This window comes from Pseudomonas sp. zfem002 (assembly GCF_032621685.1).
Taxonomy (GTDB): Bacteria; Pseudomonadota; Gammaproteobacteria; order Pseudomonadales; family Pseudomonadaceae; genus Aquipseudomonas; species Aquipseudomonas japonica.
Map to the genome: position 1 here is coordinate 1 of NZ_JAVYJH010000048.1, position 19510 is coordinate 19510.

At 65.6% G+C, this 19510-nt stretch carries 22 protein-coding genes and 2 tRNA genes; 10 read left to right on the top strand and 14 right to left on the bottom strand.

The window, feature by feature from the left end; translation table 11 throughout:
- Positions 1–206: 206 nt before the first annotated feature.
- On the bottom strand, positions 207–761 hold the full coding sequence (locus tag RTI28_RS29690) for an NADPH-dependent FMN reductase (RefSeq protein ID WP_042128303.1): 555 nt from the start codon (positions 759–761) through the stop codon (positions 207–209).
- A 149-nt stretch (positions 762–910) separates the two neighbouring features.
- Here RTI28_RS29690 and RTI28_RS29695 point away from each other — a divergent pair, with 149 nt between their 5' ends.
- From RTI28_RS29695 to RTI28_RS29705, 3 genes are all read left to right on the top strand, one after another.
- On the top strand, positions 911–1129 hold the full coding sequence (locus RTI28_RS29695) for a hypothetical protein (protein ID WP_258610191.1): 219 nt from the start codon (positions 911–913) through the stop codon (positions 1127–1129).
- Between the two features lie 143 nt (positions 1130–1272).
- Positions 1273–3369 carry an AAA family ATPase gene (locus RTI28_RS29700; RefSeq protein ID WP_316923801.1) on the top strand — a complete coding sequence of 699 codons (2097 nt, stop codon included), beginning with the start codon at positions 1273–1275 and terminating at the stop codon, positions 3367–3369.
- 83 nt (positions 3370–3452) lie between these two features.
- On the top strand, positions 3453–4463 hold the full coding sequence (locus RTI28_RS29705) for a WYL domain-containing protein (protein WP_316923802.1): 1011 nt from the start codon (positions 3453–3455) through the stop codon (positions 4461–4463).
- On the opposite strand, the gene RTI28_RS29710 is transcribed toward RTI28_RS29705, so the two are convergent.
- From RTI28_RS29710 to RTI28_RS29725, 4 genes are all read right to left on the bottom strand, one after another.
- On the bottom strand, positions 4448–4729 hold the full coding sequence (locus RTI28_RS29710; RefSeq protein ID WP_316923803.1) for a hypothetical protein: 282 nt from the start codon (positions 4727–4729) through the stop codon (positions 4448–4450). The genes RTI28_RS29705 and RTI28_RS29710 overlap by 16 nt on opposite strands.
- 199 nt (positions 4730–4928) lie before the next feature.
- A tRNA-Val gene (locus RTI28_RS29715) sits at positions 4929–5005 on the bottom strand.
- A gap of 159 nt (positions 5006–5164) precedes the next feature.
- Positions 5165–6025 carry an oxidoreductase gene (locus RTI28_RS29720; RefSeq protein WP_316923804.1) on the bottom strand — a complete coding sequence of 287 codons (861 nt, stop codon included), beginning with the start codon at positions 6023–6025 and terminating at the stop codon, positions 5165–5167.
- An 84-nt stretch (positions 6026–6109) separates the two neighbouring features.
- A complete protein-coding gene (locus RTI28_RS29725; protein ID WP_316923805.1) occupies positions 6110–6976 on the bottom strand; it encodes an oxidoreductase in 867 nt (288 codons plus the stop codon).
- Between the two features lie 135 nt (positions 6977–7111).
- Between RTI28_RS29725 and RTI28_RS29730 the strand changes: the two genes are divergently transcribed.
- Both RTI28_RS29730 and RTI28_RS29735 read left to right on the top strand, forming a co-directional pair.
- Entirely contained in the window at positions 7112–8038 is a 927-nt protein-coding gene (locus tag RTI28_RS29730; protein ID WP_316923806.1) for an AraC family transcriptional regulator, read from the top strand.
- Between the two features lie 166 nt (positions 8039–8204).
- The gene (locus RTI28_RS29735; RefSeq protein WP_316923807.1) at positions 8205–8717 is read left to right on the top strand and encodes a DoxX family protein; all 513 of its coding nucleotides are present in this window, start codon (positions 8205–8207) and stop codon (positions 8715–8717) included.
- 69 nt (positions 8718–8786) lie between these two features.
- Here the strand turns inward: RTI28_RS29735 and RTI28_RS29740 are convergent, their stop codons facing one another.
- The 4 genes from RTI28_RS29740 to RTI28_RS29755 all read right to left on the bottom strand — a co-directional run bounded on the left by RTI28_RS29740 (position 8787) and on the right by RTI28_RS29755 (position 11310).
- A complete protein-coding gene (locus RTI28_RS29740) occupies positions 8787–9554 on the bottom strand; it encodes a DUF2063 domain-containing protein (RefSeq protein ID WP_316923808.1) in 768 nt (255 codons plus the stop codon).
- The gene (locus tag RTI28_RS29745) at positions 9547–10392 is read right to left on the bottom strand and encodes a DUF692 domain-containing protein (RefSeq protein ID WP_316923809.1); all 846 of its coding nucleotides are present in this window, start codon (positions 10390–10392) and stop codon (positions 9547–9549) included. The genes RTI28_RS29740 and RTI28_RS29745 overlap by 8 nt, the downstream gene beginning before the upstream one ends.
- 63 nt (positions 10393–10455) lie before the next feature.
- Positions 10456–10917: a hypothetical protein gene (locus tag RTI28_RS29750; RefSeq protein WP_316923810.1), complete on the bottom strand. Its 462-nt coding sequence runs from the start codon at positions 10915–10917 to the stop codon at positions 10456–10458.
- 316 nt (positions 10918–11233) lie between these two features.
- Positions 11234–11310 (bottom strand) — tRNA-Val (locus tag RTI28_RS29755).
- A gap of 214 nt (positions 11311–11524) precedes the next feature.
- Here RTI28_RS29755 and RTI28_RS29760 point away from each other — a divergent pair.
- Positions 11525–12808, top strand: a complete 1284-nt coding sequence (locus RTI28_RS29760) for an FAD-binding oxidoreductase (protein WP_316923811.1) — start codon at positions 11525–11527, stop codon at positions 12806–12808.
- A 14-nt stretch (positions 12809–12822) separates the two neighbouring features.
- Here RTI28_RS29760 and RTI28_RS29765 read toward each other — a convergent pair whose 3' ends face one another.
- Positions 12823–13539 carry a peptidase C39 family protein gene (locus RTI28_RS29765; RefSeq protein WP_316923812.1) on the bottom strand — a complete coding sequence of 239 codons (717 nt, stop codon included), beginning with the start codon at positions 13537–13539 and terminating at the stop codon, positions 12823–12825.
- Between the two features lie 154 nt (positions 13540–13693).
- Here RTI28_RS29765 and RTI28_RS29770 point away from each other — a divergent pair, with 154 nt between their 5' ends.
- Entirely contained in the window at positions 13694–13879 is a 186-nt protein-coding gene (locus tag RTI28_RS29770; protein ID WP_316923813.1) for a hypothetical protein, read from the top strand.
- Between the two features lie 81 nt (positions 13880–13960).
- Here RTI28_RS29770 and RTI28_RS29775 read toward each other — a convergent pair whose 3' ends face one another.
- Together RTI28_RS29775 and RTI28_RS29780 are read right to left on the bottom strand one after the other, a co-directional pair.
- Positions 13961–14710 (bottom strand): TerC family protein, encoded by a 750-nt coding sequence (locus RTI28_RS29775; protein ID WP_316923814.1) that lies wholly within the window; start codon positions 14708–14710, stop codon positions 13961–13963.
- A gap of 38 nt (positions 14711–14748) precedes the next feature.
- On the bottom strand, positions 14749–14985 hold the full coding sequence (locus tag RTI28_RS29780; RefSeq protein WP_316923815.1) for a hypothetical protein: 237 nt from the start codon (positions 14983–14985) through the stop codon (positions 14749–14751).
- A 135-nt stretch (positions 14986–15120) separates the two neighbouring features.
- Between RTI28_RS29780 and nhaR the strand changes: the two genes are divergently transcribed.
- Complete coding sequence (gene nhaR, locus RTI28_RS29785; protein ID WP_042125216.1) at positions 15121–16026, top strand: transcriptional activator NhaR; 906 nt, start codon at positions 15121–15123, stop codon at positions 16024–16026.
- On the opposite strand, the gene RTI28_RS29790 is transcribed toward nhaR, so the two are convergent.
- Positions 16007–17155 carry an MFS transporter gene (locus tag RTI28_RS29790; protein ID WP_316923816.1) on the bottom strand — a complete coding sequence of 383 codons (1149 nt, stop codon included), beginning with the start codon at positions 17153–17155 and terminating at the stop codon, positions 16007–16009. The two genes, nhaR and RTI28_RS29790, sit on opposite strands and share 20 nt — an antisense overlap.
- Before the next feature lie 252 nt (positions 17156–17407).
- On the opposite strand from RTI28_RS29790, the gene sstT reads away from it, so the two are divergent.
- Positions 17408–18625 (top strand): serine/threonine transporter SstT, encoded by a 1218-nt coding sequence (sstT, locus tag RTI28_RS29795; protein ID WP_316923817.1) that lies wholly within the window; start codon positions 17408–17410, stop codon positions 18623–18625.
- Between the two features lie 96 nt (positions 18626–18721).
- Positions 18722–19366: a YceH family protein gene (locus RTI28_RS29800; RefSeq protein WP_316923818.1), complete on the top strand. Its 645-nt coding sequence runs from the start codon at positions 18722–18724 to the stop codon at positions 19364–19366.
- A 37-nt stretch (positions 19367–19403) separates the two neighbouring features.
- Here the strand turns inward: RTI28_RS29800 and RTI28_RS29805 are convergent.
- Positions 19404–19510 (bottom strand): IS3 family transposase (locus tag RTI28_RS29805; protein ID WP_316923819.1); only part of this gene is annotated, 107 nt, incomplete at its 5' end.

Sequence of the window (19510 nt, forward strand, 5' to 3'; positions counted from 1 at the left end):
CGCAGCTCACAGCGATTAAATCTTTAAGACAGTCTTACACCTGGGAGCGCCCTCACAGGTGCGACAGCTCACGTCTTTGGAAAATGGGAAGGGCAGAAAAGGCCATCGGCAAAAAATTGCCTCCGGCCATAGAATCTCCCACAAGTCGCGCTCGATCTTGTGTGGCGAGCTTGCTCGCGAAGGACCGCAAAGCGGTCCCGGATCCTTTACCCCTGATGCCTCGCCACCCACGTCGCAAAGCTGTCGATGAACCCCTGCAGGAACGGCCGCGTCTTCTCCGACAGCCGGCCCTGCTCGTCGAACAGACTCCCCGCCCCGCCCACATAGGCCTCCGGCTGCTGCATGCAGGGCACGTCGAGGAACACCAGCGACTGGCGCAGATGGTGATTGGCGCCAAAACCGCCCACCGCACCCGGCGACACGCTGATCACCGCCCCCGGCTTGCCGCTGAATACGCTTTGCCCGTAGGGACGCGATCCCACGTCGATGGCATTCTTCAGCCCGCCCGGCACCGAACGGTTGTATTCCGGGGTGACGAACAGCAGCGCATCGCTGCCTTTTACCTGCTCGCGGAAGGCCTTATAGGCCGCCGGCGGATCGCTGTCGATGTCTTCGTTGTACAGCGGCAGGTCGCCGATCTCGACGATCTTCAGCTGGAGGCTCGACGGTGCCAGCTCGGCGAGCGCCTGGGCGACCTTACGATTGAGGGACGCCTTGCGCAGACTGCCGACCAGCACCGCGACCGAATAGACCTGGCTCATGACACATGCACCTGTACGAATAAGGGAATTGGTAGTTATAGATGATGCCCCCCAGCCGTGAGGTTTTTTTCCGGGGCCCGTAAAACTTACCCCTGGCGGCTATGGTCTATGGACGACGAAGACTATTTTTTCAGAGGCCTTGAACGAAAATGACAGCAGTACTGGTCGGGCAATTTCATGCGCGGGACGCTGAAGGACGCATCTATCCCGTGCATGAGTTTCAGGAAGCCACCCTGCAGGCCGATGGAAGCGCCGCCTCATTGCCGATCACCACTTACCGCCTGGCGATCGGCGACCGGGTCAATCACCTGGGCGAAGACCGCTTCGAGCTGGTGCAGAGCGGTGTGGAGATCATTCGCATTCCCTGACTGAAGTCCGAGGCGAAGGAAAAAGGGCGACCCGCAGGGGCCGCCCTTTTTCGTTCATCGCGCAGCACCCGCCCGCTGTCGACGACACATCCTGACCACCCCCTCCCTCATCCTGTGCGCCGCACAACCTCGAGGAGACCGGTATGGGTCGTCGCATCAGCCCCTTCGCCCATGGCAGCCACCGCGCTGTCGACACTTGCCCACTGTCCCTGAAGTGGAGCTACCAGCTGCTTCTGGACCTGGGCGGACATCGCACCTTCATCTGCCGCCACGGCCTGAACGACGATGACCTGGGCCGTGAACTGGGCCTGGAAAAATGGGTGGACGGCGACGACTACAGTGCCGCCCAGGCACTGGCGGCACTGCGCCGCAACGCCCGATCCTTCGCCAGCGCACACGCGCAGGCGGAATACCCGGACAACCTGGGCAACAACCTCGAAGCCCTGGGAACCCTGCTCGGCCTGAGCGAGGCGGAGCTGCAGATACTCGGCTTCTGTGTGCTGATGCACTGCGACCCGACCCTCAGCGATGCCACGGACCAGCTGGGCATGCTCGGCCTCAATCGGGCGATGAAAGCGCTTTCGGTCCTGCTCGGCCTGCCGCTGGCCAAGGTCGAGGCCTGCCTCGGGCATGCCAGTGCGCTGATGCGCGCCGGCCTGCTGGAACTCTGCACCAGCAGTCGCGCGGCCATGGCCCTGAGTTCGATGCTGTCGGTGAGCAACCCGGAGCTGCCCGGCCTGCTGCGCTTCAGCAAGGGCCGGCCGCTGGACCTGTTCGCCTACGCCTTTCGCCCGAGCCCGCCCGGCAGCCTGGGCGCGGAGCACTACGGGCATCTCCGCCAGCCCCTGGCCATCGCCGAACGCTACCTGGACAAATCCCTCGGCCAGGGCCGCCAGGGCGTGAACATCCTGCTCTACGGGCCGCCCGGCACGGGCAAGACGCAACTGAGCCGGCTGCTGGCGAAGAAGCTCGGCTGCGCGCTGTATGAAGTGGCCTGCACCGACCGCCAGGGCGATCCGGTCCTGGCCAGGCAGCGCCTCTGCTCCCTGCGCGCGGCCAACAGCGTACTGCACTCGCAACGCGCCCTGCTGGTGCTCGACGAGATCGAAGACATCTTCCACAGCGCCAGCAGCGAGGCCGGCAGCCGCTCGCAGAAGGGCTGGATCAACCGCATGCTGGAGGAGAACAGCCTGCCGTGCTTCTGGCTGAGCAACAGCATCGAGGCGATCGACGCCGCCCACGTGCGCCGCTTCGACCTGGTCATCGAGGTGCCGAACCCGCCGCTGGCGCAGCGCCGGCAGATGCTGCGCGAATGCAGTGGCGACCGCCTGGGCGAAGAACTGGTGGAACACCTCTGCGCCCACGAACAGATGACCCCGGCCGTGCTCGAACGCGCCGTGCGGGTCGGGCGCAGCGTCTCGCCACGCGCCGGCAAGGGCCTGGACCACACCATTCGCTGCATCGTCGACGGCACGCTGAAAGCCCAGGGTTTCGAAAAACTGCCGAGCCAGGAACCCATGCTGCCGACGTTCTACTCGCCGCAGTGGATCAATGCCGACCTGGCCCTCGACGGCCTGGTGGACGGATTGCGCGCCTGGCCGCAGGCGCGCCTGTGCTTCTATGGCCCGCCGGGCACCGGCAAGACCGCGTTCGGCCACTGGCTGGCGCAGGAACTGGACAAGCCGCTGATGATGAAACGGGTATCCGACCTGGTGTCGCCCTACGTGGGCAGCACCGAGAAAAACCTTGCGGACACCTTCGAACGGGCGCGCCAGGAAGACGCCGTGCTCCTGCTCGACGAAGTCGACAGCTTTCTCCAGGACCGGCGCAAGGCCCGGCAGAGCTGGGAAGTCACCGCGGTCAACGAGATGCTCACGCAGATGGAGAGCTACCGGGGCCTGTTCATTGCCTCGACCAACCTGATCGTCGATCTGGATGAGGCTTCCCTGCGCCGCTTCGACCTCAAGGTGCACTTCGGCTACCTCACGCCCGCGCAGGTTCACACCCTGTTCGACGCCCACCTCAAGGCGCTGGCTCTCAAGGATCCGCAGGAGCGCGCCGCCGGTCGCCTGCGCGGCGAAGCCTGCCTGACCCCGGGGGATTTCGCCGCGGTGGCCCGGCGCGGACGCTTCCGGCCCTTCACCAGCGCCGACGAACTGGCCGCCGCGCTGCTCGCCGAATGCCACCTGAAACCCGGCGCGGGGCAACGCCCCATCGGCTTTCGCCAGTGGGCCCACTAAAGATTGCCGGTCCGTCGCCGATAGGCTGGCGGGCCTTTTATTGCTAGCCAAAGGCCAGCCTTTTCTCAACAAGGATGATTCTTTTGCCTTCCGCCAAGACCCACAGCGCGTTGAACCGACAATGGGAACTGCTGCAACAGCTGCCCAAACGCGCCCCCGGCATCACCGTGACCGAACTGCTGGCGCGCCTGACCAGCGCGGGCTACAACATCAGCCGGCGCAGCGTCGAGCGCGACCTGCGCGACCTGTCGCTGGTCTTCCCGTTGCAGTGCAACGACAGCGGCACGCCATTCGGCTGGTACTGGAAGCCCGGTGTCAGCGTCGAACTGCAGGGGATCACCCTGACCGAAGCGGTCAGCCTCGCCCTGGTCGAGGACGCCGTGCGCCCGCTGTTGCCCGGCAGCATGCTGAGCGTGCTGGAACCGCGTTTCGAACATGCCCGGCGCAAGCTCAAGGGCCTGGGCGACGGCACTCCGGCCGCGCGCTGGCCGGACAAGGTCGCCAGCGTGCGCCCGGACTTCAACCTGCGCGCCCCGGAAATCCAGGCCGAGCAGCTGGAAGCGCTGCAGCACGCGCTGATCAGCGAGCGCCAGGTGCGCTGCCAGTATTATTCGGCGCACTTCGACAAACTGAGTGAACTGACCCTCAACCCGCTGGCCATCGTCCAGCGCGGGCTGATCACCTACCTGATCGCCACCGCCGAGCCCTATACCGATGTCCGCCAGTTCGCGGTACATCGCTTCCGGACCACCACGGTGCTCGATTCGTCTTGCCAGGGGCTGGAGTCGTTCGAATTGCAGGCGTACCTGGCGAGCGACGCCCTGCAGTTCGGCACGCCGGAGAAGATTCGTCTGCAGGCCTGGGTCAGCGAGCGTCAGGCGCGCTTGATCCGCGAAACGCCGCTGAGCACCGACATGCTGCTGGAGCCACTGGAACAGGGCTTCCAGCTCAGCGCGACGGTCACCAACTCGTGGCAACTGCACTGGTGGATCCTGTCCCTGGGCGATGCTTTCGTGGTCCGCGAGCCCGCGGCCCTGCGCGAGCAGATCGCCGACACCCTGCGCCGCGCGGCCAAGGCCTACGACCCGGCTTGAGCGGGGGTCGGCCTTGACGGTTGCAGTGCCTGCAACTCATCCAGCAGGTGCTGCAACTGATCCGCACGGGCCTTTTCAGCGTGCAGCGCCAGCTTCAGCTCACGGTTTTCCTCGGTCTGCCACCAGGTCCGCCGCTGGCGCTCGCCGGTGACGGCCTGCCAGTGGTCCAGTACCCGCCACAGCTTGCTGCTTTGCAGGTACTGCACCACCAGCACCAGCAGGATCAGCCCCTGCAGGGCAAGGAACAGCCAACCCTGGTGCATCATGGGCGGTTTCTCCAGCCGTTGGTTGGGCGTGGCGATAGCGCGTGGTCGGGGAACATCGAGACAGCCTCCTGGGGAACATTCGATACGTGCATTATCGAAATGGCCCACGTCACTTTACGTCGTGACGGGATCGGAGACGGCGTGCAAGGCGGGAATGAAAAAAGGGCGATCCTTGCGGATCGCCCTTCTTCACGATGTTTGGTAGGCACAATTGGACTCGAACCAACGACCCCCACCATGTCAAGGTGGTGCTCTAACCAACTGAGCTATGTGCCTGTCGTGGGGCGGCATTCTACGCACTTGGCCGCAGCTGTCAACCTTTGTCTTGCAGAAAATCTGCAAAAAAATCAGCGACTTCAAAAACCACGGTGGCGTGCGGCGGGCAGCCGGCGAAAACGCACAAGCCGCCCTGCCCTGCCGTGCCCGACGCAGCCCTCAGAGCGCCTGAACCGGATTCTTCCCGGCACCGGGAATCGCCGTGTCCTTGCCGCGCGCCTGCCATTGGGCAAAGTCCTGCTTGCGCGAGGCGACGGCACTGTCCCAGAGCTCGTAGGCATCCTCGCCGAGCAGCAGGCGCACCGGGGCGACCGCGCTGTCGACCATGTCGACGATCACCTGCGCCCCTTTGACCGGATCGCCCATCTGCTGGCCATCCTGGCTCGCGAAGTACTCGGTCATGCCAGCATTCAGCTCGGCATAGTCGGCGATCTCGCGTTCGGCCTTCATCGCCGCGCTACCGGCGAAATCGGTGCGGAAGGCCCCCGGCTCGATCAGCGTCACCCGGATACCCAGCGGCTTGACCTCGTGGTGCAGCGCTTCGGTAAAGCCCTCCAGGGCGAACTTGGAGGCGTTGTACAGACCGCACGCCGGGAACGCCACCAGGCCCGCGATGCTGGTCAGGTTGAGGATATGCCCCGAGCGGCGGGCTCGCATCAGCGGCAGCACTTCGCGCGACAGCTCGGCGGCGGCGAAGAAGTTCAGCTCCATCTGCGCGCGAATCTGCGCCGAGGTGTACTCCTCCAGGGCGCCATAGGATCCCGCGCCCGCGATATTGGCCAGCACGTCGATATGACCGAACGCCTCGATGGCGGTCTGCAGCGCTGCGGCGCGCGCGTCAGCATCGGTGACGTCCAGCGCCACGGCCAGCGCACGTTCGCCATGGGGTGCGGCGATCGCCTGCAGGGCGTCCAGGCGCCGTGCCGTGAGGACGGCGCGATCGCCCCGGGCCAGCACCTGCTCGGCCAATGCCTTGCCGAAACCGGACGATGCGCCAGTGATGAACCAGATCTTGCTCATGATGATTTCTCGTGAAAAGGAAACAGGAAGCGGACGCCGCCAGACGGGCGGACATCCCGCTGCAAATGGATTCAGGACAACCGGCTACAGCTGGATTTCCACCAGCTCGGCACCGTCGAAGGCGGTGTCCTCGCCACGCCCGCGCCAGCTGTCCAGGTCTGCCTGGCGCCTGGCGAGCGTCGCCTCCCAGATCGCGTAGGCATCGCGCCCCAGCATCAGGCGGACCGGCGGCGCTGCGCTGGCCACCACCTCGAGCATGCGCTGGGCGGCTTTGGCCGGATCGCCCATCTGCTTGCCGGCGGAGGTCTGCAGGTAGGTCTCGAACGGCTCCACCATCGAGCGGTAGGCGTCGATGCGCTGCAGCGGACGCATGTTCACGTCGCCGGCGAACTCGGTACGGAACGCGCCCGGTTCGACCAGGGTGACGTGGATACCCAGCGGCCTGGCTTCGATGGCCAGCGCCTCGGTCCAGCCCTCGATGGCGAACTTGGCCGCACAGTACGGACCCGCGGCATTCATCGCCACCAGGCCGGCGATGCTGCTGACGGTGAGGATGTTGCCCGAGCCCTGCTTGCGCATTTGCGGCAGCACGGCGCGGGTCATTTCCGCGGCGGCGAAGAAATTCAGCTCCATCTGCTCGCGCAGCTGTTCCAGGCTGAACTCCTCGCACGCACCGGCCACGCCGCGCCCGGCCACGTTGGCCAGCACATCGATCCGGCCGAAGCGCGCCAGGGTCTCGGCCACTGCGGCCTGACGGGCGCCGGCATCGGTCACGTCCAGCGCCAGTGGCAGCACACGGTCTTCGTGGCCTTTGGCGAGCGCCTGCAGGCGATCGAGCCTGCGCGCGGTGACCACGGCGATATCGCCGTTGGCGATGACCGCCTCGGCCAGCGCCTGGCCGAAGCCGGACGATGCCCCCGTGATCAACCAGACCTTGTTCGGCATGCTCATAGCGTGTACTCCCGATTGCGTGTGCCCATGACCGGCGGGCCTCATCACCCACCGCGGACGCCACGATACGCCTTGAGCGCCGGACGACCCATGCCCTAAAGTACGCTGGTCTTTTTCGATCGTACGGATTTCACCATGGACCCCTTGTCGGACGTGCTATCGCTGCTGCAACCGCAGAACCAGTTCTATGCCGGCTTCGATGCCGCGGGCGACTGGTCCTTCGACTTCCCGGCCCACAAGGGCATCAAGTTCACCGCGGTCATGCGCGGCACCTGCTGGGGCATCACCGAGGATCTCGAGCAGCCGATCCGCTTCGATGAAGGCGACTGCTTCCTGCTCAACAGCGATCGCCGCTTCATTCTTTCCTCCGATCCGCGCCTGCCCGCCGCGGCCAGCGAGCACATTCTCGAGGCGGTCAGCCGCGACGGGATTGCCGTGCACAACGGCGGTGGCGAGGTGTTTCTGATCAGCGGACGCTTCTCCTTCGCCGGCGACCACGCCGCCGTGCTGTTCGAAGCGCTGCCAGCGGTGATCAACATTCCCGAGGCTTCCAGCCAGGCGCAGGTCCTGCGCTGGTCGCTGGACCAGTGGGCCTGCGAGCTGCGCAATCCACAGCCCGGTGGCGCGTTGATGTCCACCCACCTGGCCCACCTGATGCTGGTGCAGGTGCTGCGCCTGTATCTGCACAGCGCCAGCGAACTGCCGAAGGGCTGGTTCCTGGCCCTGACCGACCGCCAGATCAGCCTGGCCATCGCCGCCCTGCATGCCGAGCCCGCACGGCCATGGACCCTGGAAGCGCTGGCGCGTATCGCCGGCGTATCGCGCACGGTGTTCGCGCAGCGCTTCAAGGCGCTGGTCGGCACCACCGCGATGGATTACCTGGCACGCTGGCGCATGCTGCTGGCCGCCAACCGTCTGCGCACGGGGAGCGAGAATGTCTCGACCATCGCCTTCTCCCTGGGCTACGAATCGGAAAGTTCGTTCAGCACCGCCTTCAAACGCATCATGGCCACGACCCCGAGCCAGTATCGCCGGAGGCTCGCCAACCTCGCCGAGGAATGACGCCGCTGATCACGTACAGAGTGATACACGGCGCGCCCTTCCCGACATATCCCGGACAAGCAGCGTTGACACCATGGCCTCCCGCGCGCCGCGTGCGGACTTCGTTCCCTCCACGAATCGCCAGCCGGCCTTGCCGTCGGCTGACGCCCTTGCCTATGAGGTCACCATGAGCCTGTCTGCCCCGAATCCGATCACGACCACCTTGCCCCTGCCCGAGCGCCTCGCGGCCTGGAGCTGGGACATCCCGCTGCGACTGTTCCTGGCCTGGGAGTTCTTCGAGTCAGGCCTGGAGAAATGGCATGGCGACAACTGGTTCGAACAGATCCACGCGAGCTTCCCCTTCCCCTTCAACCACTTTTCCCCAGGCTTCGACTGGCAGGTGTCGATGTGGGCCGAGCTGATCGCGCCGCTGCTGCTGTTGCTCGGCCTGGGTACCCGCCTGGCGAGCGCCGCCCTGGTCGTGCTGACCGTGGTTGCGATCGCCGCGGTCCACTGGCCGGCGCAATGGTCGACCTTGAGCGAGCTGGCCCAGGGTTACACGATCACCGACCATGGCTTTGGCAACTACAAGCTGCCGTTGATCTACCTGGTGGCCTTGCTGCCGCTGCTGCTGAAGGGGGCCGGGGCGTTCAGTGCGGATGCGCTGCTGCGCCAGCGGTTCGGCCGCGCGCCGCGCTGAGAACAAGCTGAAAAGCCCGCACACCTGTCAGGGTGTGCGGGCGAAAAACCTGCCTGCCCTGCACGCTCGCTAGCCGTGCGCCGATACACCTTCTTCTGCGCTGGCAACCAGGGTGCCCAACACCACGCCTTGTGCCTTGAGACTGAGCAGCAAGGCGCGACCCTGGGGTTCGAGGGCTGCCACTTCTACCCCGACCCGTTCAGCCAGCGCGGCAAGGTGTTCGCGTCCACTGCGTTGCTGGTCGCGCAGCGATACCAGCAGCGCATGGGCCAGTGGCGTGAGACGCGAGAAGTGAACGCGCAGGTCCCCTGCGCGACGCGCCAACAGCAACGTCGGCTCGGCAGGCGCCTGCGGCGGAATCTGATCGGGCCCCAGGTGGCTGACCGGCCAGGCATAGGCCAGCGGCACGGCGAGGCTGGACAGCAGCGGCACGCCATCAAGCAGGTCGCCCTGCGGGTCGTGGGCCGGTTCGCTGCGATCGCTGAGCAGCAGCACGGTCTCGATCCATTCGTAGTGGGCCAGCTCGGCCACCCAGCCAGGCAGGTCCGGGCGTTGTTCCAGATAGCTGACCCACTCGCCGGCCACTTCGGTGAACAGCGGTGTATGGCAGCGGTGGCGGGCGTAGAAGTCTTCGATGAGCGCCTGCCACCGGTCATCCGCCAGGCTGGCACGCAGCACCGGGAAACCCCCGGCCAGCAGCGCCTGCACATTGCCGAGGAACAACTGCCGGTACAGCGCCAGCCGCCTCGCTTCAAGGCCGGGTGGCGGTGGGTTGGCCTGCGGATCGCGAATGAAACGGCTCATGCGCAACTGCTGTTCTCGCAGGGTTTCAGCCATGGCGCACCGCCAGTGCCGGGGTGGCGGCCTGCAGATCGCGAATGTGCTGCACTTCGCCCAGCAGCTCGGCGAGTGGCGGGAAATTGAAGTCGCGCTCCAGCAGGGTGGGCAGCGCACCCTCCTGCTGATAGACGCTGGCCAGCAGTTGCCAGACCGGATCTTTCACGGCGGCACCGTGGGTATCGATCTTCAGGTCCGGCGCTTCTTCGTAGTGACCGGCCACATGCAGGCAGGCCACCCGCCCGGGCGGTACGCGAGCCAGGAACGCCGCCGCGTCATAGCCGTGGTTGCAGGCATTGACCACCAGGTTGTTGACGTCCAGCAGCAGGTCGCAGTCCGCCTCGTCGAGGACCGCGCAGAGGAAGTCGATCTCGCTCAGCGCCTGGTACGGCGCCGCGTAGTAGGAAATGTTTTCCACGGCGATGCGTCGGCCCAGGGCGTCCTGCACCTCGCGGATGCGCCCGGCGACATGGCGCACGCCTTCGTCGGTGAAGGGCATGGGAATCAGGTCGTAGAGATGCCCGTCATCGGCGCAGTAGCTCAGGTGTTCGCTGAACAGCGGCACCTGGTAGCGCGCGAGAAAAGCGCCGATGCGCCGCAGAAAGTCGTGGTCCAGCGGCGCGGGGCCGCCGAGGGACAGCGACAGGCCGTGGCAGGCCAGCGGATAGCGCTCGGCCAGGCGGGCCAGCTGTGCGCCATAGGCGCCGCCGACGCCGATCCAGTTGTCCGGCGCGCACTCGAGGAAATCCACCGCGCCGGCGTCCATCTCCAGCAATTCGGGCAGCAGCGCGCGACGCAGGCCGAGCCCCGCGCCCTGCAAGGCAAGTGAAGCACTCATGGCTGTTCTCCTTGAGGCCGGAGGCCTCCCCGGCCGAGGGCGCGGGGAGGACATCGGCGCGGCTCAGTTCCGGGCCTGACTCAGCTTGCTGTACAGATCGTTGGGGAACGGCTTGCCGTTGGCATCGAACTGATGCTTGCGGAACTGGTAGACCTCGGCCTCGGAGAGAAAGCCGTCGTGGTTGGCGTCGATCGCATCGAACTCGGCATTCGCCCCGGGCGCCACCGCCAGCAGTTCGGCCCGGGACACACGGCCATCATGGTCGCTGTCGGTGCGGGCGAAGGAGGCGTCGCCGCACTTGCCCTCGCCGCACTTGCCTTCGGCCTGGGTGGCCTTGGCGCCGCCGGCACCGCATTTGCCTTCACCACACTTGCCCTCCCCGGCCTTTTCCGCCGAGGCGAGCTGGTAGCCTTGCGGCAGTGCTTCCACGGCAAAGGCCGCGGACGTCATGTTGATACCGCCGACCAGGGCGATGGTGAGCAGGCCGAGACGGGTCTTGCTGGTGGGCAACGGGGTACGAGACATGGTGCTTCTCCGGATTTCTGTGCGGGGCGCCCCCAGGGGCGAAGGAGCCAGGGAACGGGGCCGGTGGGCCGCTGCGTTCAGGCAGGCTCATTTGACCCGTGGCATGTATCCGGGACGTATCCGCGAGGAGAAGCGTTTGTAAGCGAAGTGTGGGAAGCCTGCGGCCAGATACACAGGGATACAGGCGATGGGGAGAGGTGCGCGATCCGCTGACCGGCAGGGTCGAAAACAGCGTTCCACCGGTGGGGAATGCCAAAGCAAAAAGGGCGACCCTTTCGGGTCGCCCTTTTCATGCCCGGTAACCCGGGACTTTGTTTGGTAGGCACAATTGGACTCGAACCAACGACCCCCACCATGTCAAGGTGGTGCTCTAACCAACTGAGCTATGTGCCTGCTGTGAGGCGGCATTCTACGCATTCGACAAAGTGTGTCAACTGATTTTTTCAGCTAAATCACTGAATAATAAAAAATTTTGCCCTGCCCACTGGCTTTCGTCCGATTTCTCTCAGGCCGCTGGCAGGTGTTTATTATTATTGATAGGATTGGCGCATTCGTAAAAAATACAAAACACACAACGACAAAGTCACAGATTAGAGGTTCACCGCGCATGGCCACCATCGCCTACCCACAATCGTACTACGCTGCCTCGGCCAATCCGGTGCCACCGCGCCCCGCCCTGCAGGAAGAAGTGCAGGCCGACGTCTGCGTCATCGGCGCCGGCTACACCGGTCTGTCCAGCGCCCTGTTCCTGCTCGAGAACGGCTTCAGCGTGACCGTGCTGGAAGCCGCCCGGGTCGGCTTCGGCGCCTCCGGCCGCAACGGCGGCCAGATCGTCAACAGCTACAGCCGCGACATCGACGTCATCGAACGCACCGTCGGCCCGCGCCAGGCGCAGCTGCTGGGCCAGATGGCCTTCGAAGGCGGACGCATCATTCGCGAGCGCGTGGCCAAGTACAACATCCAGTGCGACCTCAAGGACGGCGGCGTGTTCGCGGCCCTCACCAGCAAGCAGATGGGCCACCTGGAATCGCAGAAGCGCCTCTGGGAGCGCTTCGGCCACACCCAGCTGGAACTGATGGACAAGAACCGCATCCGCGAAGTGGTGGCCTGCGACAACTATGTCGGCGGCATGCTGGACATGAGCGGCGGTCATATCCACCCGCTGAACCTGGCCCTGGGCGAAGCCGCCGCGGTGGAATCCCTGGGTGGCAAGATCTACGAACAGTCCCCGGCGGTGCGCATCGAGCGCGGCGCCAACCCGGTGGTGCACACCCCGAACGGCCGCGTGCGGGCCAAATTCATCATCGTCGCCGGCAACGCCTACCTGGGCGGCCTGGTCCCCGAGCTGGCGGCCAAGTCGATGCCCTGCGGCACCCAGGTGATCACCACCGAACCGCTGAGCGAAGAGCTGGCCCGCACCCTGCTGCCGCAGGACTACTGCGTCGAGGACTGCAACTACCTGCTCGACTACTACCGCCTGACCAGCGACAAGCGCCTGATCTTCGGCGGCGGCGTGGTCTACGGTGCCCGTGACCCGGCGAACATCGAAGCGATCATCCGTCCGAAGATGCTCAAGGCCTTCCCGCAGCTGAAGAACGTGAAGATCGACTTCGCCTGGACCGGCAACTTCCTGCTGACCCTGTCGCGCCTGCCGCAGGTCGGCCGGATCGGCGACAACATCTATTACTCCCAGGGCTGCAGCGGCCACGGCGTGACCTACACGCACCTGGCCGGCAAGGTCCTGGCCGAGGCCCTGCGTGGCCAGGCCGAGCGCTTCGACGCCTTCGCCGACCTGCCACACTACCCGTTCCCGGGCGGCCACATGCTCCGCGTACCGTTCAGCGCCCTCGGCGCCTGGTACTACTCCCTGCGCGACCGCCTGGGCGTGTAAGCAGCGCCAGGCCGTCAGCGCCCGATGGCGTCGACGGCCTGCCGCGCGGCCTGTTCCTGGCCCGCCTGGGCCAGATCATTGGCCGCCTTGAGCCAGCGCTGGCGGTCCACCCGGGCCGGCAGTTGCTTCGGTTGCTGGACCAGCACCGCCCACGCCCCTTCCTTCTGCCACGCCGATTCGAACGAGTCGAAGTCCATCAGCATCCGCCGACTGTTGCCGGCGCGCAGCAGCACCCGCTGCTTGTAGCGGTCGTAGCCGACCAGCAGGGCATAGCGCGGCTCGCTCCAGAACGCCGAACCTTCCTGATAACGCAGCAGTACCGGATACCCCGCGGCCACCTGGCCGAGCAGGGCCGACAGGCTGCCATCCAGCGGGTACACCACCATGCCGTACTGGCGGGCCGAAAGCTGCACCGCGTCCGCGAGCTTTTCCGGTTGCGTCGGCAGGTTCAGCAGGCCCGGGGTGATGCGCACGCCCTGCTGCGAGAGGATCGCCGCCAGCGCCATCGGCGCGCTCTGGTTGGCATTGCCGCGGAAGAACGGCACCGCACTGAGTTCGACACGCTGCGGCAGTTGCTTGAGTTCGGCCGGCGGCTGGCTGGCGCAACCGCCCAGGCTGGCGGCCAGCAGGCAGGCCAGCAGCAGGCGGCGCGGTGTTGCACAAAGGATCGGCATGGGTCCTCGCTTGAACGGTTGCCAGGCAGACAGCGCCCGGCCTCGAGCGGCGATCATAGGCCGACGGACGGCATCGGTATAGCCCGCCGCAGGCTTGGAACAAAGCGTTCTGAGCACTGGACCATCGGTCAATAGCCTGAAATGAACGAGCATATAGACTGAAGGAGTGTCTGAGTTGCAGGTCCCGCCTGTACTGAAGAAGGAGGCACCCATGAGCCTGACCATGGCTATCTTCATGCTGATCGCCGCCTGGCTGAGTGTGGCCGCCGCCATGCTCTGGGGCGTGCTGCGCATTGCCCGCCGTCATCATCTGCACCACCAGGATCCGCACCCGCAGGCCAAGGCCGCGGCGCCGGTTCATCGGCGCGCGGGGCGCCGCCACGCCAACGCGCACTGAGCGTTCGTCAAGAATATCGAGCACAAAAAAGGGGGCTCCACACGGAGCCCCCAACTACAGCACGCAACAGAATCCTTTCGATCAGCCCTCGGCAACCTCACGGCGCTGCCGCGCCTTGCGCGAGAGGATGTTCAGCACCTCGATCGCGGTGGAGAACGCCATCGCCGCATACACATAGCCTTTCGGTACGTGGGCACCGAAGCCTTCGGCGATCAGGGTCATGCCGATCATGATCAGGAAGCCCAGGGCCAGCATCACCACGGTCGGGTTGTCATTGATGAACTTGGCCAGCGGGTCGGCCGCTACCAGCATCACGATCACGGCACTGATCACGGCGATGATCATGATCGGCAGGTGCTCGGTCATGCCCACCGCGGTGATGATGCTGTCGATGGAAAAGACGATGTCGAGCAGCAGGATCTGGCCAATGGCCGCCGCGAAACCCAGGGTAATGGTAGACGACGCGGCGGATTCTTCCTTGGCACGCGGGTCCACGCTTTCATGGATTTCCTTGGTGGCTTTCCACAGCAGGAACAGACCACCGGCGATGAGGATCATGTCCTTCCACGAGAAGCTCTTGCCGAGGATGTCGATCACCGGCTCCGTGAGCTGGACGATCCAGGCCACGGTGCTGAGCAGCGCCAGGCGCATCACCAGCGCCATGCTGATGCCGATGCGGCGAGCCTTGGAGCGAAACTCCACGGGCAGCTTGTTGGTCAGGATCGAGATGAAGATCAGGTTGTCGATACCGAGGACGATCTCCATGGCCACCAGGGTGGCCAGGGCGACCCAGGCGGTAGGGCTTGCAGCGAGTTCCAGCAGGTATTCCATGAATCAGGTCCTGATTTGTCGAGTAGTGAAAAAATAGGTCAGATTTTCTGACCGTCAGCTTCCTTGGGGTCTTCTTTTTCCGCTTTCTGCGAACCGGCGGCCTCGCTCAGCGCCTGCTGGGCCGCTTCGTTGGTCTTGTCGATGGCCTGCTTGGCCGACTCGGCGGCCTGGTTGAGCATCTGCTGGGCGGATTTTTCGGCCTGCTCGCAGCCGCTCATGGTGAACAGGGCGAGCAGCAGGACCAGGGGGGTACCGATGGATTTGATGTAGAGCATGTTGTCCTCACTGGAAATCGGATTGGCGTGGGAAAAGTCGCGCCGCAATGACGGAGCATTCTAGAGAGTGGAAAACTTCAGAAAAATTCGTATTTTCAGCGGGTATACTTCGGTTTTTCCGAATAGAGACCCGGCATGCTCAACTACCGCCAGATGCACTACTTCTGGGTCGTGGCCAAGACCGGCAGTATCGTGCGCGCCTGCGAACAGCTGAACCTGACCCCGCAGACCATCAGTGGGCAGATCAGCCTGCTGGAACAGACCTACGGCATCGAGCTGTTCCAGCGCGTCGGCCGCCAGCTGGAACTGACCGAAACCGGGCGCCAGGCACTGTCCTACGCCGAGCAGATGTTCCAGATCGGCGGCGAGCTGGAGGCCATGCTGCGCGCCCAGCCCAACGAGCAGCAGGTGCTGTTCCGCGTCGGCGTCGCCGATGTGGTGCCGAAATCCATCGTCTACCGCCTGATCGCACCGACCATGGAACTGGCCGAGCCGCTGCGTATCAGTTGCCGCGAGGACAAGCTGGAACGCCTGCTCGCCGACCTGGCGATCCAGCGCCTGGACCTGGTGATCTCCGACAGCCCGATGCCCGGCCACCTGGATATCAAGGGCTACAGCCAGAAGCTCGGCGAATGCGGCATCAGCTTCCTCGCCACCCCGGCGCTCGCCGCGGGCCAGCCGCTGCCCTTCCCCGCCTGCCTGCAGCACGCACCGCTGCTGATTCCGGGTCAGGAAACCATGGTCCGCAACCGTCTGCTGCGCTGGTTCGCCGAGCAGCAGCTGCAGCCGCGGATCGTCGGCGAGTTCGATGACAGCGCGCTGATGCAAGCCTTCGGCAAGGCCGGCAGCGGCATCTTCATCGCGCCCAGCGTGATCGCCGAGGAGGTCTGCCGGCAGTACGACGTCGAGCTGATCGGGCAGACCGACGCGGTCACCGAGTCGTTCTACGCCATCTCGGTGGAGCGCAAGGTCAAGCACCCCGGCATCGTCGCGATCACCGAGGGCGCGCGACGCGAACTGTTCAACTGGCCGCTGGCCTGAAGCGGCTCAGCCACAGCGCGAGGCCCACGGAAAGACCGATCAGCAGCGCGGCGACATAGCCAACACTGGCCAGGCCGAGCTGTTCGATCACCCGCCCGCCGATCACCGCCCCCAGACCGATACCGAGATTGCCACCGGCAACATTCAGCGAAGCGCCGAACGCCGGCGCCGTCGGTGCCGCCTTGATCACCCGGACATGACTGACCAGGAACAGCGCCGCCTGGGTGCAACCCCACAGCGCCAGGGCCAGGACCAGGCCGAGCGGCGACTGGATCAGCGGCACCACCAGCAGCAGGGCGACCAGCAGCAACGCACAGAACCCCGCCGAGGCCAGCAGCGGATGGCGATCCACCGCGCGGCCGCCGAGGCTGTTGCCGATCAGGCCGACCGCGCCGAAGCCCATCAGGTACCAGCCGACCCGCTCGCCATCGAAACCGGCCAGGCGTTCCAGCAGGTCGGCCAGGTAGGTGTAGGCCGTGAACATGCCGCTGAACACCAGGACCGAGAGCAGCACGTGGCCCTGCAGCAGCGGGCTGCGCAGAATGGCGAACTGGCTGCGCAGCGAGATGGCCTGGCTCTGCCGCGGCGTGTGCGGCAGGTAGCGCCACAGCAGCAGCGCCTTGGCCAGCGCCAGCAGGGCCAGCAGGGCGAAGGCCGCGCGCCAGCCCCAGGCATCGCCGAGCAGGGTGCCGAGGGGAATGCCGAAGACCATGGCGCAGACCACACCGAAGCTGATCTTGCTGATCGCCCGGCCGGCATAGGCCGGGCCGACGATGTCCACCGCCGTCTCGCTGGCCAGCGCCCAGAACACCGGCAGGCCGAGGGCCGGGACCAGGCGCGCCACGGCCATCACCGCATAGTTCGGCGCCAGTGCGGCCAGGGCATTGGCGCCGGCGAACAGCAGCAACACTCCGACGAACAGGCGCTTGCGCTCCAGGCGCGCGCACCAGGCGGTGAGGAACGGACCGAAGCAGGCCACGGTGAAGGCGAACATCGTCACCAGCAGGCCGGCCTGGGGCACGCTGACGCCGAGGTCGCGGGCGATCCCCGGCAACAGGCCGACGATCAGGAACTCGGTGGTGAGGACGGTGAAGCCGGCCGCGGCCAGCAACAGAATGGGCAAGAACATCCAGACTCCAGATTCGCAACGGCCGCGCATGGTAACAGCGCCGTCCACGCCGACCTAACCATCGGACGGACGTTCTGGGTCGTGGCCGCCGCGCTGTGCTAAAGTCCCGCCCTTTTTTCCGCACGGCCATGGCCGCGGAAGCCTTTCGTACGCACGCCGGCCGGCTACACGCTGGCCCGGGCCGTTCGTTTACCTGGGTAAACCGACCTCCGTTCGTATGAATCCTCGAACAAAAACCGAGAACCCTCGCTCATGATCCCTGTTCTGAAACTGCTCAACCGCACCAGCCTGGTGCTGCAAATCCTGATCGGCCTGCTGGCCGGTATCGCCCTCGCCCTGGTCGCGCCACAGGCCGCGGCCAGCCTGGCCTTCGTCGGCAAGCTGTTCGTCAGCGCGCTGAAGGCGGTAGCGCCGATCCTGGTGTTCATCCTGGTCATGGCCTCGATCGCCAACCACAAGCACGGCCAGGAAACCCATATCCGCCCGATCCTCGTCCTGTACCTGTTCGGCACCTTCGGCGCGGCGGTGGTCGCGGTGGTGGCGAGCATGCTGTTCCCTTCCGAACTGGTCCTGAGCACCGGCGATGCGCAGATGAGCGCGCCGGGCGGCATCGGCGAAGTGCTCCAGGGCCTGCTGCTGAGCGTGGTGGACAACCCGGTCAAGGCGCTGATCGAAGGCAATTTCATCGGCATCCTGGCCTGGGCCATCGGCCTCGGCATCGCCGTGCGCCATGCCGGCGACACCACCCGCACTGTGCTCGACGACCTGTCCAACGGCGTGACCCTGATCGTCCGCGTGGTGATCCGCTTTGCCCCGCTGGGCATCTTCGGCCTGGTCGCTTCCACCCTGGCGCAGTCCGGCCTCGACGCCCTGCTCGGCTACCTGCACCTGCTGCTGGTACTGATCGGCTGCATGCTGTTCGTCGCCCTGGTGATGAACCCGCTGATCGTCTGGTGGAAGATCCGCCGCAACCCCTTCCCGCTGACCCTGCTGTGCCTGCGCGAAAGCGGCATCACCGCGTTCTTCACCCGCAGCTCGGCGGCCAACATCCCGGTCAACCTGGCCCTCAGCGAAAAGCTCGGCCTGCACGAAGACACCTACTCGGTGTCGATTCCGCTGGGCGCCACCATCAACATGGCCGGCGCGGCGATCACCATCACCGTGCTGACCCTGGCCGCCGTGCACACCCTGGGCATCGCCGTCGACCTGCCGACCGCCGTGCTGCTCAGTGTGGTCGCCGCGGTCTGCGCCTGTGGCGCTTCCGGCGTGGCCGGGGGTTCGCTGCTGCTGATCCCGCTGGCCTGCAGCCTGTTCGGCATTCCCAGCGAAATCGCCATGCAGGTGGTGGCGGTCGGTTTCATCATCGGCGTCCTGCAGGACTCGGCGGAAACCGCGCTGAACTCGTCCACCGATGTTCTCTTCACCGCCGCGGCCTGCCAGGCCGAGGAACGGCGCCTCAGCCGCGCCTGAGCCCTGGCGACCGCCGGCCCCTGGCCATCGGTCGCTTGTGTTTTCCCCCGTTGCGCACCTAGGCTAGTGGCCCTTTCCTTGTATCGAGACAGGGCCATGTCCGCCGAGCACGAAACTTCCACTGCCCGCTTCACCCCCGCCGAAGTCCGTATTCTCGGCTCGCTGATCGAGAAACAGGCGAGCAACCCGGAAACCTACCCGCTGACCCTCAACGCGCTGATGCTGGCCTGCAACCAGAAGACCAGCCGTGAGCCGGTGATGAACCTGACCCAGGGCCAGATCGGCCAGAGCCTGCGCAACCTCGAAGGCCAGGGGCTGGTGCGCCTGCAGATGGGCAGCCGCGCCGACCGCTGGGAACAGCGGGTGGACAAGGCCCTGGAACTGGTGCCGGCGCAGCTGATCCTGATGGGCCTGATGTTCCTGCGTGGGCCGCAGACCCTCAACGAACTGCTGACCCGCAGCCAGCGCATGCATGAGTTCAGCGATACCGACGAGGTGCTGCATCAGCTGGAGCGCCTGATCGCCCGTGATTTCGCCCTGCACCTGCCGCGCCAGGCCGGGCAGCGCGAGGATCGCTATACCCACGCGATGGGCGATCCGGAGGAAATCGAAGCGATCCTCGCGGCGCGCCAGCAGGGACCGGAGCGGGTGGCGAGCAGCGCCGTGTCGGCGGAGCGGATCGAGGCGCTGGAGGCGAGGATCGCGGCGCTGGAGGAGCGCCTGGCTCGATTGGAGGAGTGAGCTGGTCAACTTTTTCCGGACACCGCAATGTGGGAGCTCAGGCTATTTGCCGCTCATACTGGTTGGGCGGTAGATAACCCAGGGTCGAATGCAGTCGATCCTGGTTGTAAAACTTCACGATATAGTCGGTAACATCCTTGATCG